This is a genomic window from Microcoleus sp. Pol1C5 (assembly GCF_036701115.1).
Classification (GTDB): Bacteria; Cyanobacteriota; Cyanobacteriia; order Cyanobacteriales; family Microcoleaceae; genus Microcoleus.
In genome coordinates this window covers 26776-44923 of the sequence record NZ_JAUBQE010000002.1, presented here as the reverse complement: position 1 = coordinate 44923, position 18148 = coordinate 26776, and the positions used below count along the sequence as shown (strand labels likewise).

The window sequence follows — 18148 nt, the reverse complement described above, 5'->3', positions numbered from 1 at the left end:
ATTTACCCAACCTGAGTAAAATTTACGCTAAATAGTCTCCCGCATTCGCACCATAAATTCCCTAAAATTTAAAACCTCTTAATCGGGATTTAATCAAAAATGCAGGAACCGCGTAAATATGGTTGAGCAAATAGCAGCTATACAAGCGTTTATCTAGTTTCAATAAATTATATTATTTATGTAGGGGCTAGTTTCAGATAGCCCCTACATCATCTTTACTCCGACTGACTTATTTTTGCAGCGGATTGAGTTTCGTAACCGAGCTTTCCTTGGCATCTTCAGCGCTATCTTTGAGGAAACCAGAAGCATCCTTAAAGGCGGCGCCTACTCTCTCTAAAATATTGGCATCGGGATCGCTGCGATCGAATACGGGTTGAGCCTTAGCCGGCTGTCCGTCTGGCGCTTCTAACAGAGTTTTATCTCCGCCGAGTTCAAGGTCGAACTTGTCAGTTTCCATGGGTGCAGAACCCGGATAAAGCAGCTTTGAGGAATTAGATTCACCGGTAGTCGCGGCCATGAGACGATCGCCCAAGATCGACAAATCAGCCCGATTCTTTTGTGCTTGAGCAGGCGACTGATTTACTTTAGGATCGGTGGATGTTTTATAATTCGTGTATCCATCACCGCCACCCTTGTGAGGGTTATTCATTCCTCCAGCTTGAACGGGAGGATTCTCAGGCCGAGCACCTCGAACATCGCCCGCATTGCAAGCGGTGCTGGTAAACAGCAGCAAACCTGCCATACATACAGTCAAAAGTTGAGTCAAAAATTGACCGCTACGCAGTTTTTTCAAAAAAGAAGTTACAGTGTTCACAAAAAGTTTCCAATTTTTAATTACTACTTGTCAAGATTAAAAGTAAACTCCCCATGCCTGCCTCTAACGGCGGTGATATTTTGCGGCGGGTTGGTAGCGACTTTTTTATAACTTTAGAGGGATTGAATAAACTGCGGAGATTTTTCCAAAGCAAAGCATAATGGTAGGGTGCGCCCGTTCCAATAGTTGCGGGAATTGAAGAGCTTTTTTGTTTATGACACACCCTACAAGATCCTAATTAGGGAATTTTTCGACTTTCGCTTCAGCTTGCAAAGTCAGCAAACCAGCTTCCACATTTAGCTGCTGAATTCGCAGGGACATTCCCTCAAGTTCAAAATTTCGCAAGTTTAAAACTTCACCAGCTTTGTCAGCCAAAGCTTCTGTTAACTCCGGCGAAAATTCCTTGTTTTCGGGATACTCGACATCCTGAAGAGAAATTGCCCAACCGCCCGCTGCGATCTCAGGTTTTGCTGTGAAATAAATCTTTTCCGTGGAGGCAGTTTCCCGCACCAATACCTCAGCATTTAAAGCGATTGTTCCGGTTAGCAATTTGCACTCAATAGTTTTAACGTCTATTGTCTGCTGTTGGCCATCAACAGTAACTTTTAAGTTTTTCAGTTTCCTGCTGATGTATTCGGAATTAAAAGCGCGGTTGATATCACTTTCGGTTAAAACGGCCCGCGCCCCCCCGAAGGCAGGCCCGTTCATTTCAATTTTCCCGAACATAGCGCTCAAGGGATTGACAGCAATATCCTTAACGTGGATTTGCAATTCTTCCACGCGCAAATCTTGCTGCATTACCAATCCTTTGCCCTCAACGGCAACGGCCTCTACTTCTCCCTGGGCTAGCTGGCCAGGATCGGTGTTAACTGTGACAGACAAAGTTTCGGATTCGTCTAATTTGCTCGCAATAGCAATCTCTGCCACTTTGTCGATCGCCTGTTCCCCTAAACTTCTATTTTGTTGAAGCACGCTCAGAATTCCTAATAATATTGTTGTAAGAAATAGTAGTTAATACTTAAGTCGTTTACCGTCTTCCTCCCGGCAGGTTTATCGTCTGAAAAAAACTCAGCCAAAGACAGAGGGTTTCCAGAAAATTACTAAAATTAATCAGGTACTCTTCGGCGCACTCTACATTGACTCGGTTGCGAAGCGGTGAAAACTCAAAAACTCGGACTTTTGCCCAAAGTCTTTTCTAGAAGTTCGATCGCCCGCTACAATAAGTAAGAGCCGGCACCGCTTTTTGCAATGAATTCAGAATCAACTCTCGCTAGACTACAAGCTACACTTCCCGACGGAAAACTGCCTTCTAGCTACGGGGTATACTTCAAAAACACCCTAGTAGCCCTATGTCACGCCCTAGAAGACCACATTTTGCAAACCAGTGGCGGGGACAAGAGCGAACTCCAACCCTTAGTTTTGGTAACGTTTCAGCAGGGAAAATGGTATTTACAGGAAGCCGATCGCTACCTAGATATTGCTAATGCCTCTCGGCGCGTTGTCATCGGTGCAGTAGCCGACAGCGGTTTCGCTACCCACAAAACGGGTCAATTAGAAAATGTATCTTTAATAAATCTCGATGAGAGCGACCCCCTCATCCAAGAATGGAATTTAATCATCGTCGCCCCCACATACAAAGCAATGGTGCTTTGCCGCGAACTTTCAGCCGAGGAATACTTGCCCGAGGGCAAGCCAGAAGTCGATACAGAACGAAAGTTCTACGGTTTGTGGTCGTTTGACCAGTCTTTGGTGTCGGCCTCGGCAGAAATTTTTATAGAACAGACGCGACATTACAACTCCCCCCTAGCCGACAGTTTGCTGGAAATGTACCACGAAATCCTGGCAACCAAAGGTCCGCCCTTGGCAGATATTAGTGGCGTGGTATCGCGGATAGTCACTTACCTGCAAAGTTCTCAGCAGCAAATGGTGGCAATTAACCGCCAAACCCGCGAATTGTGGGAATTGGAAGGTCAAGCTTTGCGCGTCAGCCGCAATTTGAACGCTAACAAACTTCAAGCTTTTCTGCGGATGGCCCAGCGGGTGGACGAACGCGATACCTCCAATCCTACAGCGTCTTTGCAGGTGGCGGCTTTGTCGGAAACTTTGGGTCAACTGCTGGATTTGCCGGCTTTGCAGTTGCGGAGGCTGCGGCTGGCTGGATTGCTGTTTCGAGTCGGCTTAGTTTCTGCGCCGAATGAGGTGTTCGATCGCACTCCCGATGCTTTCGACCAAGCAACTTTATCATTTTGGCGCGATCGCAGTTTCATCGGTTCCCAACTGCTGCAAGCAATGCCGGAACTAGCACCTGTGGCGGAAATTGTCAAGCATCAACTCGAATATTGGGACGGCAGTGGCAGGCCAGAGGGTTTGCGAGCCGAAACCATACCCGTTGCTTCGCGGATTTTGGGGTTGGTCGCCGATTTTCAAGAATTGACTCAACCGCGTGGCGATCGTGCGGCTTTGAGTTTGAGCGAAGCTTTGGAACAGTGCCGCGAACTGTCTGGCACTCGCTTCGATCCGGCTTTGGTGGAAACTCTCAGCAACGTCGTCAGGCTGGCAGAAATGGGCTTGATGGAGTTACCGAACCGCCCGAGCCAACTGCCTAACGTGTGGTTGGAGGATTTGGGCGATCGAACGACCGCGACCGCTCCGGCATTATAAAATAACTGGATGGGTAATGGGCGATCGGTAATTGGTAATAGGGAACTTGTACAGAGCTTGTGCTGAGCGCTGCCGAAGTGCCTAGCCGAATTATTGGGCATTTAAAACTCAGCACAAAATCTTTTCCAACACTACAAAAAATCAGCCTGTGCTTGCTAAGCGCACCCTACCACTGGGAGTTGTAGCAGCAGCCTGTCTGTGCGCTAATGACTAATGACCAATGACTGATGACTAAAAACTAATGACTAATGACCTCGAAGCCATACGAAAAGGCAAAATTTTGATGTTGGCCGGCACTAATTTAGCCGGCAAAGACTTAGCGGGCGCCGAACTCGCCGGTGCTGACTTGTCTCAAGCCAACTTGAGTGGAGCTAATCTCGCCGGCGCTAACTTGCAGCGGGCCGTATTGCGAGCCAACCTCAGAGGTGCTGACTTGAGCGGCGCTGACTTGCGAGGCGCAGATTTTCGCAATGCCGATTTGCGGGGAGCTTCCTTCGCTAACGCTTTAGTCCGCGACGCAAGTTTTGGGGGTGCTTTTTTGACGGGGGCATCCATCGGCAATTTGGATTTGAGCGGTGTCGATTTTCGTGGCGCCGATTTGCGGGGCGCTGCTTTGGCTCGGGCAATTTTGCTTGGTGCCGATTTGAGCAATGCCAATTTGTCCGGCGCTGATTTGTCAGGAGCTGACTTGGAAGAAGCGATTCTGAATGGAGCCGTACTGCGCGGCGCTAACCTGACGGGGGCTAATTTGCTTTGCGCCGTGATCGAACAAACCCTGTGGGATGGAGCGTTGCTCGATCGCGCCTGTCTCCAAGGCACCCCCCTGAGCGTTTAAATTTCAACAATGTTGTTTTGAAGACAGACAAAAAACAAGATCTGCTTATGAGGTGAATAAGCACAAGCGATTTTTACATTTCTTAATATGAGGTTATAATGGCGACTGTAGATGAGCAAACGAATAAATGGTAGCAGCTTTGTTTAGCGGTACATCCTTTCAAGGTCAAAGTGGCGATCGCCTTGTTAGTAAAGTAGCAGGAGCTGCGATCGCAGCCTTATTCAAGCGTTCTGAAAAGGCCGAGGCCAACATCCGAGTCGAACCAGTAGCCAAACTCTTGCAGGGAAGCATCGACGGTTTCGACTTTGTTGGCAAAGGTATGTTGATGTACAACGGCCTCCGCATAGAAGTGATGGAACTCTACCTGCAAGCACTCTCCATTGATTTTGGAGCGATTTTTGCAGGTCAAGTCAAATTGCGACAGCCTACCCAGGCAAATATGCGAGTAGTCTTAAGTCGATCGGATTTAACCACCTCATTCAATACACCTTTTGTAGTTGAAAAACTCCAGAAGCTGAAGTACCAAGAGCAATCTCTGCACTTTCAAAACACTGAAGTCAGCTTCGGAACCGACAAATCAATTCGGCTTCAGTCCGAAATTACCGTAGGCGATGCCAGCGAACCGGTCAAAATAGATATTACAGCTCAATTGCAAGTAGAAGACCGACGTAAAATCCAATTTGTCAGCGTTACTTACGGCGGTGACGAGCAAGCAGTAGACTTGGGTCAAGCTATAATTGCCCACGTAAATAACTTGCTAGACTTAGACAAATTTGCCTTAGAAGGCACTCAACTGCGAGTAGACCGCTGCCGAGTTCAGAACGACGAGCTAGTTTTCTACGGTTGGGCTGGTATCGAACAGTTCCCCAAAGGCAAGCGCTAAACCTCAGCAGGCTGAGGTTGGCGCAGCCATCTAATTCGGAAAAAGAGCATTTTCAGTTAGCAAACAACCCGCACCGGCGGGTTTTGCTTTAGGTTTTAGATGGGAAGAAAAATCTAAGATCTAAAATCTCGCATCTAAAGTCGATCGACTCAAAATCAGCACTGAGGTTGATTCGAGGGGCAAATTATTTTGATAGATTTAAATAATAAATTAAATCACCCCTGAAGAATAAAAATGCTCGGATTTTATTTATTTTGTATCTACGTCGCAGTCTTGTCCGTCTTTGCGGGGCCCAGCCACCGCCAGTCTGAGAAATGGTGGGTAGAAATTGTCACCGACTTGCCCCACTGTACCTACTATTTTGGCCCCTTTGACACCGACAAAGAAGCTTCCAGCAATACTCCAGGCTACATAGAAGACTTGGAAAGCGAGGGAGCCAAAAAAGTTAGCATCCGCATCAAACGGTGTCAGCCTTCGGCTCTCACCATTTGTGATGAATTCTCAGAAGGTGTCGCTGCTTAATAATTTTGATAGTCCAACCGGCAGAAACCGGGTTTTTTAACGCAAATACTCCATCTATTGCGAGGGGTATCGGTTAAACAACCCGGTTTCTGGGCGTCAAGAGAGTGTAAGTTCTGTTTGAGCTTTTCCTTAACTGAAGCCTCAACAATAATATTAAGCATCATGTTGTCTTAGTCATTACCCTGCGGACTTTATATTTGTAGTGGTGGCTTAAATGTCGGCATCTTCTCCACCAAAATGCAGATTTTAGCTAGCACTAACTGCCAAAAATAATCGGGGCTAAATCAGCACTGAGGACGAGCCGATAGATCCTGCTGCGTTGATAAATTGAGAGAGAACAGAAAAAACTACTTAAATCTTCCCAGAGGTAAATATGTTTGAAATATCTATGTTGGCTATGTTTTTCACGGCCTTTTGGGTGCTAGGTCAACCTGCTAGCAGCACTCGACGTGGCGAATGGTGGGTAGAAGTTGAGACTGATTCGCCAAAGCGTACCTATTACTTTGGCCCCTATGACAGCAGACAGGAAGCTTCTAACAGCTCGAACAGGTACATCCGAGACCTGGAGAACAAAGGAGCTAAAAAAATTAGCATCAACATCAAAGAAGGTAGCCAGCCTACTCAGCTAACAGCTAGCGAAGAGTCTTGATCACGTTGGAAACTGCCAATTACGGGCGAATAAAATTTCAGTTCTTAACAGGGTTTTTTTAAAATGAGAGCGCGCTTGCATACAGTAGGGACACAAAAATGCTGTGTCCCTAGGAAATATGTCAGAAAGGGTATTATTTGCGTCTGAGAAATGCACGTTTTTTCAAAGCAGCATTTGGTTGATATTGCTGCGGGGATTAAAAGTGCGATTTGCCTTGATTTTTTCATAGCATTCGCGTTCTACACTGCTCATTTCTTTCGGCGGCACGATCGCAATTTTTACTAACAAATCAGTCCGCTCGTCTTTCTTGGGTTTGGGCCATCCTTTGCCCCGCAACCGCAAAGACTGACCCGATCGCATCCCGGCTGGAAATTTTACAGTTATCATACCTTCCGGCGCCGGCACTTCAATTGAAGCTCCCAATACCGCTTCGTCCGGAGTTATAGGCACTTCGCAGACCAAATTCTCTCCCTCAAATTGGAAGAAAGCGTGAGGCAAGACTTCTAATTTTAGGTACAAATCTCCCTGTTGCTTGGTGTACGGGTCAAGTTGACCTTTGCCTTTTACCCGAATTTTGCTGCCAGTTTTTACTCCTGCTGGAATCGAAACTTCGCCCGTGGCGACTCGCTTGGAAGTGCCGCGAAATGCTTCCCCCAAAGTCAGAGAAACCACCACCTCGGTGTCGAGAGAGCTTCCTGCGCTGCGGTTTTCGTACCCCGCAAAATCTTCAAATCCGCCAAAACCGGTGGGCCCGCCGGCGCGGTAGTTGCTGTAATTCCACTTGGCGTTGCGACCGCTACTCGCATTGCTACCTGCGCGGCCGAGCAAGGCATTGATAAATTCGTCAAAACTGCCGTACTGGCTGAAGTCAACGCCGCCAAAGTCTACAGTCGTACCGCCCCCACCTGGCCATCCGCCTGGAGTGGTGGCAGCTTGCTTCCAGTATTGACCGTATTGATCGTATTTTTTGCGTTTTTCTGGGTCTGATAGCACTTCGTAAGCTTCGTTTACTTCTTTAAAACGAGCTTCGGCTTCTTTGTTCCCGGGGTTCATATCCGGGTGATATTTCCGGGCTAGTTTGCGGAAAGTTTTTTTAATTTCGTCAGAGCTGGCAGTTTTGTTGAGTCCCAAAATAGCGTAATAGTCTTTAAAATCTGTTGCAGCCATTAAGCAATCCCCTCTTTATTAGTTGTTATTTGTTAGTTGTTAGAAAGAATAAATCCCAAATTAGCCGCAGGATGGCGAATTAGTTTAATGCCAGGAGTAAAAGTACCTGCGGCATCTCATTCAAATTATAGGTTATCAAAGGTTTGGACTCTATCGAGTTCGGTTGTTGCTTGCGCGACGATCGCAATTTCCGCACCCCGCTGTTGTTTGAGATTTTATAGCATTCGGCTCTCTGGTGCTGAGGGCAGCCGGAGCAGCCGGGTCTAGAAATGCTTTTGGCATTCGACAACAAAAACAATGTTTCATCAATGAATGAACAACACCCTTACCCTATGGGCGGTTGCTACACCTTTGAACTTTTAGAGGGTAAAACTCTTGCCACCATAAATTTTTAGGAGTTGTGCGCCTTCGGGCTTTTGGGAGGAGGCGATAGCTTTAGGGTGCATCCCGGTTGAAGCGAGCCCGGAGAGATGCTGCTGTTGCTGGCGCCAGTACCCGTCGGGTTGAGTGTTGCGGAAGAGCCAGCTTTTTTTGCTCTTTTTTTGCGGTGCGCGGTGCGATCGAACTTCTCTCTAGGAGGTTTTCACCCAATGCAAATCTTAGCAGGTTCTCAGCAGCGATTCCGGTTGAATCTGGTGTCTGAACTGTGACTATATTATACCCTAAAGTGCGCCGTCATCCCACAAAATTTCGAGAGATTTTTTCCTCACCCCAGACCAGTGCTATAGAAGCTTATTTTTACAACCAATGAATATATTTTAATCAAACTAATATAGCATAATATCTCCGCTGTCTGTTAGCTACATCACACACTTCTATAAAACATTAAGATAAGATAATAGAGGGATCAGGTTTTAACGCCACGAGGGTGCTCACATTATGAATTATTTGCTAAGTTGGCCTTGCGGCTGCTGCGACGAGTGGAAAGATAGTTCCGAGAGTTGTGTTGTACTCAGAAACGGGCAGCGCATTTGTCAGTCGTGCTACGAGCGCAAATACAAGAATCAGAAGCTATTCTCCAGACGCAGGCGATCGGACATATCTATATCACGGCAGACAGTAACAGAGACTGTCCCTTATTAATAATGCGCGAGCCTTTGAATGAAGCCAAGTATTTCGACAACCTCGCCTCAGCGGTGGGAATTAATAATCAACAAAAAAAAGAATGAATTTCGTCATCAGTCATCAGTCATCGGTCATTGGTGATCTGTCACTAATTTACTTATTTATCATCAGTCACTTGCTGAGAGGTAACAGATTTTAACTTAAAAAATTAATGACTGACGACTAATGACTAATGACTAATAACTAAATGATAGTTCCATCAGGAATTGTGGCATTTTTCAGGACTACGATAATGCCGCTGCGGATGTAAAAACCTTGGTTTTCGCGGTTTGCTTCTTCCACTCGGTCTTTATTAATTATTTGAACATTGCGGCCGATGCGGGCATTTTTATCCACAATCGCGCGGCGAATTGTAGTATCTGCACCGATACCGAGGGCGACGCCGCCGTTGTCCAAACTCGAATGCCGTTCGGCGTCGGGTTCGTAGAAGTCAGCACCCATGACTAGAGTGTCTTGAATCGTACATCCAGCTTCAATGCGCGATCGAACTCCCAACACAGAATGGTCGATCCGGCACTGTTTGAGAATGCAGCCTTCAGCAATAATCGATTCAGTTACGTGAGTATCTAAAAGCTTAGTCGGCGGCAAGAAACGCGGGCGAGTGTAAATCGGCGCATCTTCATCGTAGAAACTGAAAGGTGGCTGAGGCTGTTTTGTCAGCGCCAAGTTAGCTTCGTAAAAAGCCTCAATGGTTCCGATATCCTCCCAGTAATCGTCAAACAAATAAGCTTGAACGTTGTGGTCTTTTGCATTATTCGGAATAATCTCTTTACCAAAATCAGTTTGGTTGGGAGATTCTTTCAGAAGTTTAATCAGAACTTCTTTTTTGAAGACGTAAATCCCCATCGAAGCAATGTAAGGACTTTCCTGAGCCTGCTGTGCTGTCAGTCCCAGTTTAGTAGTATCCACCTGCATTTGTTTGAGCGCATCGCCTTTTGGCTTTTCGCTGAAAGAAACAATGCGGCCGTTTTCGTCGATTTTCATCAAACCAAAATCCGAGGCCCGCTTCTCGTCCATTGGCAAAACAGAGAGGGTGATATCGGCGTTGGTTTCACGGTGTCTCTGCACAAACTTCTGGTAGTCCATGCGGTAGAGGTGGTCGCCCGAAAGAATCAAGTATTCATCAACATCCCACTCTTCTAACAGCCACAGATATTGGCGAACTGCGTCCGCTGTCCCTTGAAACCAGTTGGGGTTTTCCTGAGTTTGCTGGGCGGCGAGCACCTCGGCAAATCCGTCGGTGAAGCCGGAAAAGTTGTAGGTGCGAGCGATGTGGCGGTTGAGGGATGCCGAGTTGAATTGCGTGAGGACGTAAATTTTGACTATTTCGGAGTTGATGCAGTTGCTGACAGGAATATCGATGAGGCGATATTTGCCTGCGAGGGGAACTGCGGGTTTGGCTCGCAGTTTGGTTAAGGGGTAAAGGCGGGTGCCTACACCGCCACCGAGGATGATGGCTAAGACTTTTTTCAAGGAACTTTCTCCCTAGGGTCGATTAACTCTCCAAGTACAGTGTCGGATGGTGAGGGCTTCTTGACAAGGGGGGGGAGCAAGGAAGTTTTGAGTTTTGAGTGATGAGTTGAGTCGCTTACGCAGAAACTGGGTTGTTTAATCCAAATACTTCTTCAAACCTTCAATAAAAGTTAAAAAACCCAGTTTATGAGAGTTGGAGTACGTCCGGGACTGGAGTTAGGAGTTTCGATCTGTGAGTTAAAATACCCATCAATCAATAATGAATATTTAAAAAAGTTTTGAGTTGTGAGTTAAAATACGGCTCAATAAATAAGGGCTGTTTAAGGAAAGAATAAGGTGCGGGGTTTTGGCTGTTAATAACAAGTTTTTTGGATAAATTCGCGCTTTTGGCAATTCCTCCATCCAGGCTCATAGCGCTGTTGTTCTTTTTCAAGGCTGGCGGATAGCACCGCCACGCCCACTGATGCTCTGTATGGGCCCAAAGTGAACTCTGGTTATGCTTGAGTTTGATCCGGTTGTTTTTGCTGGCGTTCCTGTTATGTAAGTTTGTCTAACTCCACAGCAGTCAGGAAGCGCAGGCCGCCGGGACGATAAATTTCTAGGTAGAGTCAGTTTTCAATCTTAAATTGACTGCACATTTGTGTAATATTTTACAATTTGTCGATCTATAAAATGGGATTAAATGTCTATTCTCTACCAAAAGCTAGATCCCCTAGAAACCCCTGCTACTGTAGCCTAACCCCTAAAAGCTAGAAAAAGTGTATGCAAATTCAAACGCCGGACTGGGTTAAACACGCAGTATTCTACCAAATATTCCCCGATCGCTTCGCCAAAAGCAAACAGCCTCGCAAACGCCTGTTGCAAAACTTCATGTGGGAAGAATGGCACGCAATCCCCACCCTGCAAGGCTACAAAGGCGGCGACTTGTGGGGCGTGATGGAACAGCTAGACTACTTGCAAGACTTAGGCATTAACGCAATTTACTTCACCCCCATATTTCAGTCGGCCAGCAATCACCGCTACCATACCCACGACTACTATCAAGTCGATCCGATGTTGGGCGGCAATCCAGCGTTTAAAGAGCTTCTAGACGCCGCCCACGATCGCAACATCAAAATCGTCCTCGACGGCGTATTCAACCACGCCAGCCGCGGCTTTTTCTTCTTTCACGACATCCTCGAAAACGGCCCCCATTCTCCTTGGGTGGATTGGTTTAAAGTTGAAGGCTGGCCGCTATCTGCCTACGACGGCAATTTTCCTGCTAATTATGCCGGTTGGGATGGGAATCGAGCACTTCCTGAATTCAATCACGACAATCCAGAAGTGCGAGAATACATCATGGAAATCGCCGAATACTGGATTAAATTCGGCATTGATGGCTGGCGACTGGACGTTCCTTTTGAAATTAAAACGCCGGGATTTTGGCAGGAATTTCGAGAACGAGTTAAAGCTATTAATCCCGAAGCTTACATTGTTGGCGAAGTTTGGGAAGATGCGAGAGAGTGGCTCGACGGCAGTCAATTTGACGGAGTAATGAATTATCTTTTTGCTGCCCCGACTATTGCTTTTGCAGCAGGCGATCGGGTAGATTTAGCTCAAATTGAAGGTCGTTCTTACCATCCCTATCCGCCGCTTTTTGCTAAAGAATACGGCGACAAAATTCAGCACGTTTTGGAACTGTACCCGTGGCCGATACAGCTAACTCAACTTAATTTGTTGGCCAGTCACGATACAGCTAGGTTGCTGTCAATTGCTGGGGGCGATAAAGCTAGCGTCGAACTCGCTACTTTGCTGCTGTTAACTTTTCCTGGAGCTCCCAGCATTTACTACGGCGATGAAGTTGGTTTACCCGGTGCTCTAGATCCCGATTCTCGTCGCGGTTTCCCCTTAAAAGCTCATTGGGAACTCGATGTTTTAGATTATCACAAGCAGTTGATAGCTTTGCGGCACAAATACGAGGCTCTCCGCACTGGGTCGTACCACATTCTGTTTGCTGAAGGAACAGTTTACGTTTTTGCCCGAATTTTGGGGGATGAGGAAATAGTTGTTGCTGTCAATGTCGCAACCGAAGAAGCTAATATTAGCTTTGAGGCAGCTAATTTGAAATCTCCTCACGAGAAATTGCTGTTCGGTAAAGGCGAGTTTGTTTGGAAAGGTGAAGGGGAAACTCGGCAGTTAGAATTGATGCTGCCGGCACGATCTGGCTTGATTTTAGGTTCGGATAATTAGTTTAAAATGTAGGGTAATCTGCTCCCCGTAGACCTACATTTATAGCAGGAAGGTGCGCGCCAGACATTTATCGGTGAAGGTGCGCACCAGACATTGATCGGTGATTTGCCCCGCGTATTCTAAATTTATTAGAATTTATTATAGCCATCAGGTGCGCCTAGCGCACCCGAAATTTATCAGCGAAAACACAAGTTTTATTCTGCTGCAACCATTGCTGGTAGTAGCACCGAATCAATGATATGAATGACGCCGTTGTCGGCAATAATATCTGAAGTGAGAACTTTAGCATCATTGACTTTAATGCCGTCAGAAGTATCAATTCCCACCACAGAACCTTCCACTGTTTCAGCAGAACTTAACTCAAGTAAGTTCTCAGTTAGTACCTCTCCAAACAGAATGTGATAAGTCAGAATTTTCTTGAGCTTGGGTATGTTTTCCAACCAAGACGTAATAGTGTTCGTAGGAATTTTGGCAAATGCCTCGTCAGTTGGTGCTAAGACGGTGTAGGGACCCGGACTTTGCAATAAATCTAACAAACCAGCCGCTTCAATAACAGTCACGAGTGTTTTGAAAGAGCCGGCATTAGTGGCAGTCTCGACAATATCTGGCATGATGTTTTTCAGGAGTGCAAATAGCAGAAAATGAATCAGAAGCGAGAATCATTTTAGCAATTTACAAATAGCAGAAAATGAATCGGAGGGATGATGATTATTTTCCTCATTATAAGTTATTTGGATGGCCGGCCCTGATGGATCGGGGCGATCGACCTTTTGGGCTTATATTTGGCTCGCCTCCTCCCCCTTGCGGAAAAACTGCTTTAAAATCTCTCCGGGCGCTCTGTCCCAGGTGTCGATATGTTCGTAAATTAACCCGTCTTTATCCAGTTTATAAGTAGAGTAGCCGTTAAAAAAAATCCGAGCTTTCCAGGGAACCCGCAGTGTCCCGCGAACAGTCCAATTTGCCACAATAGTATCATGGGCTGTCTGACCTACGCCGTGCAGGTCGAAGTAAATCTCGTTAAAGAATAGCTGCCCGTGAAATCGCAGAGTCCAAAAGATAATGCGATAGTTGATTTTTCCTTTAAATTTGTTAACAGGGTCTTGAAAATAAACATCTTTTGTGTAGATGTCGTAGGAGATGTCTTTCTCAAAAAGCGTCGGGAGATCCGCTTTCAGGGTGTCTACTGCTTGTTCTACCTGCATTTGATATTCGATGGCGCTCAAACTACCACCTTGTGACAGTATTAATTTATAACTTTAAATGAATAATCTCGATCGGCAGCGGGATGAGAAAAAAATTGATACTTCATCCAGCTCTAATCTTACTTCTAATTATATTGTCCGCGCCGGCCTTTCTGCTGGCCCGGACTTGCGACATCGAAACCTTGACACAGATTTGACAGAACACCCCCACTCCTCTGACATTCTCGTAGAAATCAACAGCGGCAAGCTGTTGATGGTAGATAGCCGTCGCCGGAACGGCCTAATTTTGATTAAACGTTTCCACGCGGAGTTTGCCGGACCTGGGGCTGCCGTTGGGGGCGCTTTTGATGTTGACTCTCAACAGGCGATTCCCGTCGGCAATTTTTGTTTGGTTTGCCCTCAATCTCCCGAACAAATACAGAAAGCTTTTGGAATTCGGCGGCAGTGGGTGCGGTTAATGGAACAGTTAACGGCAAAGCCAGCAGCTTTGGAACGCGCACAAATGGTTTTAACTCAATTTGAACAATATTTGGATTCGGAAACGGTGGCACAAATTCCCGATGAAGCTTTGGCACTTTTAGTAGGCGTATTTCCCCAAACCATTCGGGCGGCGCGACAAGAAAATAATGAGTTATAAATTGGTGTAGATACCTGATGCGGCGATCGCGCTGCTACAAGCTCCACTCGGCATTCTGCAAAACGACTCGATAGCCATCTGGGTCTTCAAAGGTCACTCCATCTTTGTCCCAGTAGGGATTGTAGGAGTTTACCGGCTCAAGTCCAATTGCTTTCATTCGCTCAACAGCCTGCTGCCATTCTTGTTTGTTAGGAAGGTAAAAGACGATAATATTGTCTTGAGTTGGAGCGCCACCTACAATATGTCCCCGTTGATGGATGAATTCAAAGTGGTGGCTTTCTCCTGGCATCCCAACCATTACTCCGTCAAAACCTTCATGGTTTTCAAAACTATCGAGGATTTGCAGCCCTAAACCCTCTGTGTAGAAATGAACAACTTGATCGAGGCAATCCGTTGGACGAGCAACTCGTAAAACCTTTCCTTGAAGCATATATATCTTCTCCAAAGTTATTTTGGTGTCAAGCAGAAACTGGATACCAAATATTATGACTTGTCAAAAATTTCTCCAATTCGATCGACTGTTCGCTGATTTTCATCGGGACTGCCCACCGTAATTCGCAAACCTCCCCCAGTATGCCGAATTAAAGTACCTCTCTCTTTTAGCTGCTGCATGATTTGTTTGTGTTCACTTTCTGCTAAATTACGATCGCCGGTTTTCACCCGCAGGTAAACGAAGTTAGCCGCACTCGGCCAAACTTGCAATTTTTGATGCTGAGTTAGCGCTGCAATTAATTTCGTTCTTTCTGATATAGTTTCGGAAATGGTTGCTAGCAATAACTGCCGCTGCGCTAAGGCTAACTCGGCTGCAGTTTGCGAGAAACTGGGAAGGTTGTAGGGGAGGCGGATTTTTTCTAAGGCGGCTGCGAGTTCGGGATGGGCGATCGCATATCCGACTCTCATTGATGCCAATCGAAATGCTTTGGAAAATGTGCGTAAAATTATCCAATTCGGGTGTTGGTGCAATTGGTCGGCTAAAGTATTTTGGCTGAATTCAAAATAAGCTTCGTCAATTACTACTAATATCTGTTCCGGCAAACTTGACAACCATTCTATTTCATCAGTGGTTAAAGCATTGGCTGTGGGAGAATTGGGATGAACGACAAAGACGGCGCGCACGGGGGGATTTTGATTTTGGGCGATAGCCCTTTTAGCCGCCTCGATATCGATTTCAAAATTCTCATCTTTCCGCTGAACACTCACAACGGGAATGCCGAGGGTTTGGGCGATTATTCCATACATCGAGAAGGTGGGATTCGCCACCAAAATAGAGCCTTGCCCGCCTAAACAAGTAGCTATTAAGAGCGATCTAATTAGTTCGTCGGAACCGTTACCTACAGAAATATTGTCGGCTGTAATGGCGTTTTTTGGCGTAACCCCCCCTAGCCCCCCCTTATTAAGGGGGGGGACATTTAGGGATTCATTGACGTATTGGGCTATCGCCTCTTTGAGAGCTGCGTGCCCTCCGTCGGGATAGCGATTTGTCTCAATTAACTGCTGGTAACTCCAAGCTAGCTTTTTTTTTAATTCCTCTGGCAAGTCGTAGGGGCATTCGTTGGTATCGAGGCGATCGATCGCCCTTTCCGAGTGCGCTGGTTCTCCTGATGTGCCGCCCGGATGGGGAGTGTATGCGGTAAGTTGGGCTAAATCTTTTCGGATAAAGGGAAGCATGGTATAGTTTTAGACTTTTTATTTTAGATAATCTGCTTACAAGCATCTGAACTTAGCATAGAGCTTGTTCTATCTCGAAAGCAAGAGGAGAGGGGGGATTTAATTTCTGTCGATCGATTGATGCGTCTGCGGTGGCCAATTGATTATTCTGATAAAGTAACTGCTGATATTTGGAAACCGAGTATGAAAGTCAATCTGTCGGATATATCTAAAAATGCCGCCGCTACCCTCATAGCTTTGAGTTTGGCTGTTCTCCCTTCAGCTATGCCTGCCTCAGCTCAAACCGAGTCAGCTCCGGCGCAGAACAATAGTGATTCTAATGGAGTTGTTTTAGACAGAACTCCCCTTCAAGAAAGCAAGGAAGACAACAATCATTGGGGTGCTTTGGGTTTGTTGGGCATCCTCGGTTTGGCGAATCTGTTTCGCAAGGATGAACCCAAACGCTACCGTGATCCGATGGGCGAATAATGTTTTTTTAAACCAATCTCGCACCAGCCAAAAACAACATCAACTGTCCTCGATTTAGAAACCGGGTTTTTTAGGAAAAAACTGGATTATTGCCTTTAATCCGCGCCAAAAACACGGTTTCTTTGATTTGATATTTACGGGAATTTTTGCCACACAGTTGATTCAATCGCGCCACAAAGCAATCCCGCCCAATAAACCGCTGACGTTCGGTACTATTTTAACCTGCGGCGGTAACTCAAAAACAATCTTTTTAGTATTGCCACCGCCGATGTAAATGCGATCGCAGTTAAAGAGATTTTGCAGAAAGGCGAGTGCTTTTTCCAGACGGCGATTCCATCTTTTGGAACCGACTGCATCTAATGCCGATCGCCCTAATTGCTGTTCGTAAGTTTCCCCTTTGCGAAACGGGTGATGTCCTAATTCTAAATTGGGTACCAAGATACCATCGACAAATAAAGCAGAACCGAAACCTGTGCCCAGGGTAATTACTAATTCTACCCCCGTCCCAGCAATTGCTCCCAATCCCTGAATATCCGCATCGTTCGCCACTCGCACAGGTTTTCCCAAGCGATCTTTGAGCGTAGTTTCTAGGTCAAAATCTATCCAAGAGGGATCTAAATTCACTGCGGTTTTGATGACGCCTAGACGCACGACGCCGGGAAAACCGACGGATACTCGGTCAAATTCCCCTTGTCCGCTGGCTAAAGAGGCGATCGCCTCTAGTACGGGCTCAGGTTTCGGTGGTTGAGGCGTTTCTAAACGGCTGCGTTCCGTTTGGGGTTGGCCTTCATGATCCAAAACCATAACTTTGATGCCACTTCCGCCAATGTCAACGGCTAAGGTGCGAGTCGATCGATCTTGTTGAGTCATTTGATTGTTAAGACTTGCAAGTTGGTCAAGTTTTAATTTTTGAATTGGCAAAACTTTTGAATCGCTTCCCAAATTTCCGCTAGGACATTTCCCAAAGAATGATCGTCTTCTAATTCGATTAATTCCACCCAGGGACGGTTAGCAGCAAAATTTCTGCTAGCTTGAATCGGTATTATTGTATCATGCTTGCCGTGAAGAATTAACGTAGGGACGGAACGCATTAATTTTTCTTCAGGGTATTGAGCCATATCTGCCACAAACTGATAATTCAGCGGCAGATAACCTTGTTCCCCGTAGTGGTAAACGGGCAGATATTTCTCCGACTGCCACTTTTCTAACTGTTGCTGTCCCAACAGTGGCAGCCAGTGGGAGATAAAGTCAAAAGCCGGTGCTAACACAACTATTTGCTTTACTGACCATTGTCGCTGGGCCAACCAAGCTGCTGTCAGTCCCCCAAAACTAGACCCAATTATGGTGACTCCCCCTATACTTTTTACATTTTCTGCTGGAGATTGGGAGGATTCGCTTGACAAAAAATCTGTTTCTATTTGATTTAATTGGCGGGTGAGAGTGAGTCCCGAAAAATCGTTTTGATTGAGATCGGGAGTTTTTAGGTCAATTCCTAGGTAAGAAAAGCGATCTCGGAAATATTTAGCCTTCGCTGAATCGGGACTTGAAGCAAATCCGTGTAAATAAATGTAACTCGAATCGTTCTGTAGATTCATCCAGAAAATTTTATGAGACTTCCCAACTAATTATTTTAACTTAATATGAGTTATTAACTAAACTAAAAAACTTAAGACACTAACTCAAAGAAAATATATACTGATATTTGGAAGACATTAAGGAGTCGCAGGGATTTAAATAATATGCTTTTAGACAATAGTCCGGACAGTTTTTAAGCAGCCAGAGTACCATCAGACAAGACTGAAGGAAGGTTAGGGT

At 45.9% G+C, this 18148-nt stretch carries 19 protein-coding genes; 9 read left to right on the top strand and 10 right to left on the bottom strand.

The annotated features are described in order from the left end of the window. Positions 1–229 precede the first annotated feature (229 nt). Positions 230–814, bottom strand: a complete 585-nt coding sequence (locus tag QUA23_RS01225; protein ID WP_333076482.1) for a DUF6658 family protein — start codon at positions 812–814, stop codon at positions 230–232. Positions 815–1048: 234 nt separating this feature from the next. After that, entirely contained in the window at positions 1049–1786 is a 738-nt protein-coding gene (locus QUA23_RS01220; protein ID WP_333076481.1) for a DUF2993 domain-containing protein, read from the bottom strand. Between the two features lie 276 nt (positions 1787–2062). Here QUA23_RS01220 and QUA23_RS01215 point away from each other — a divergent pair, with 276 nt between their 5' ends. The 5 genes from QUA23_RS01215 (at position 2063) to QUA23_RS01195 (ending at position 6364) form a co-directional block, all read left to right on the top strand. Next, complete coding sequence (locus QUA23_RS01215) at positions 2063–3475, top strand: HD domain-containing phosphohydrolase (RefSeq protein ID WP_333076480.1); 1413 nt, start codon at positions 2063–2065, stop codon at positions 3473–3475. Between the two features lie 241 nt (positions 3476–3716). Next, the gene (locus tag QUA23_RS01210; RefSeq protein WP_333076479.1) at positions 3717–4310 is read left to right on the top strand and encodes a pentapeptide repeat-containing protein; all 594 of its coding nucleotides are present in this window, start codon (positions 3717–3719) and stop codon (positions 4308–4310) included. A gap of 127 nt (positions 4311–4437) precedes the next feature. Then, positions 4438–5193 carry a DUF2993 domain-containing protein gene (locus tag QUA23_RS01205; RefSeq protein ID WP_333035730.1) on the top strand — a complete coding sequence of 252 codons (756 nt, stop codon included), beginning with the start codon at positions 4438–4440 and terminating at the stop codon, positions 5191–5193. A 234-nt stretch (positions 5194–5427) separates the two neighbouring features. Beyond that, positions 5428–5715 (top strand): DUF1816 domain-containing protein, encoded by a 288-nt coding sequence (locus QUA23_RS01200; RefSeq protein WP_333076478.1) that lies wholly within the window; start codon positions 5428–5430, stop codon positions 5713–5715. A gap of 373 nt (positions 5716–6088) precedes the next feature. After that, positions 6089–6364, top strand: coding sequence for a DUF1816 domain-containing protein (locus QUA23_RS01195; RefSeq protein ID WP_333076477.1), 276 nt, complete (start codon positions 6089–6091; stop codon positions 6362–6364). 162 nt (positions 6365–6526) lie between these two features. Here QUA23_RS01195 and QUA23_RS01190 read toward each other — a convergent pair whose 3' ends face one another. After that, positions 6527–7531 (bottom strand): J domain-containing protein, encoded by a 1005-nt coding sequence (locus QUA23_RS01190; RefSeq protein ID WP_333076476.1) that lies wholly within the window; start codon positions 7529–7531, stop codon positions 6527–6529. 980 nt (positions 7532–8511) lie between these two features. Here QUA23_RS01190 and QUA23_RS01185 point away from each other — a divergent pair. Then, complete coding sequence (locus tag QUA23_RS01185; protein WP_333076475.1) at positions 8512–8700, top strand: hypothetical protein; 189 nt, start codon at positions 8512–8514, stop codon at positions 8698–8700. A 139-nt stretch (positions 8701–8839) separates the two neighbouring features. Here the strand turns inward: QUA23_RS01185 and QUA23_RS01180 are convergent, their stop codons facing one another. Then, entirely contained in the window at positions 8840–10129 is a 1290-nt protein-coding gene (locus tag QUA23_RS01180; RefSeq protein WP_333076474.1) for a glucose-1-phosphate adenylyltransferase, read from the bottom strand. A 762-nt stretch (positions 10130–10891) separates the two neighbouring features. Here QUA23_RS01180 and QUA23_RS01175 point away from each other — a divergent pair. After that, a complete protein-coding gene (locus QUA23_RS01175) occupies positions 10892–12358 on the top strand; it encodes an alpha-amylase family glycosyl hydrolase (protein WP_333076473.1) in 1467 nt (488 codons plus the stop codon). Between the two features lie 194 nt (positions 12359–12552). On the opposite strand, the gene QUA23_RS01170 is transcribed toward QUA23_RS01175, so the two are convergent. Together QUA23_RS01170 and QUA23_RS01165 are read right to left on the bottom strand one after the other, a co-directional pair. Continuing rightward, positions 12553–12969, bottom strand: a complete 417-nt coding sequence (locus QUA23_RS01170; protein ID WP_333076472.1) for a fasciclin domain-containing protein — start codon at positions 12967–12969, stop codon at positions 12553–12555. 165 nt (positions 12970–13134) lie between these two features. Further along, positions 13135–13560 carry a DUF2358 domain-containing protein gene (locus QUA23_RS01165; protein WP_333076531.1) on the bottom strand — a complete coding sequence of 142 codons (426 nt, stop codon included), beginning with the start codon at positions 13558–13560 and terminating at the stop codon, positions 13135–13137. Between the two features lie 58 nt (positions 13561–13618). Here QUA23_RS01165 and QUA23_RS01160 point away from each other — a divergent pair, with 58 nt between their 5' ends. Beyond that, positions 13619–14197: a hypothetical protein gene (locus QUA23_RS01160; RefSeq protein ID WP_333076471.1), complete on the top strand. Its 579-nt coding sequence runs from the start codon at positions 13619–13621 to the stop codon at positions 14195–14197. A gap of 34 nt (positions 14198–14231) precedes the next feature. On the opposite strand, the gene QUA23_RS01155 is transcribed toward QUA23_RS01160, so the two are convergent. Next, a complete protein-coding gene (locus tag QUA23_RS01155) occupies positions 14232–14627 on the bottom strand; it encodes a VOC family protein (RefSeq protein WP_333076470.1) in 396 nt (131 codons plus the stop codon). A gap of 53 nt (positions 14628–14680) precedes the next feature. Further along, positions 14681–15865, bottom strand: a complete 1185-nt coding sequence (locus QUA23_RS01150; protein ID WP_333076469.1) for a histidinol-phosphate transaminase — start codon at positions 15863–15865, stop codon at positions 14681–14683. Between the two features lie 183 nt (positions 15866–16048). Here QUA23_RS01150 and QUA23_RS01145 point away from each other — a divergent pair, with 183 nt between their 5' ends. Further along, positions 16049–16333 carry a WGxxGxxG family protein gene (locus tag QUA23_RS01145; protein ID WP_333076468.1) on the top strand — a complete coding sequence of 95 codons (285 nt, stop codon included), beginning with the start codon at positions 16049–16051 and terminating at the stop codon, positions 16331–16333. A gap of 162 nt (positions 16334–16495) precedes the next feature. On the opposite strand, the gene QUA23_RS01140 is transcribed toward QUA23_RS01145, so the two are convergent. After that, a complete protein-coding gene (locus QUA23_RS01140) occupies positions 16496–17203 on the bottom strand; it encodes an ROK family protein (RefSeq protein ID WP_333076467.1) in 708 nt (235 codons plus the stop codon). A gap of 32 nt (positions 17204–17235) precedes the next feature. Then, a complete protein-coding gene (locus QUA23_RS01135; RefSeq protein WP_333076466.1) occupies positions 17236–17928 on the bottom strand; it encodes a YqiA/YcfP family alpha/beta fold hydrolase in 693 nt (230 codons plus the stop codon). Positions 17929–18148: the final 220 nt, after the last annotated feature.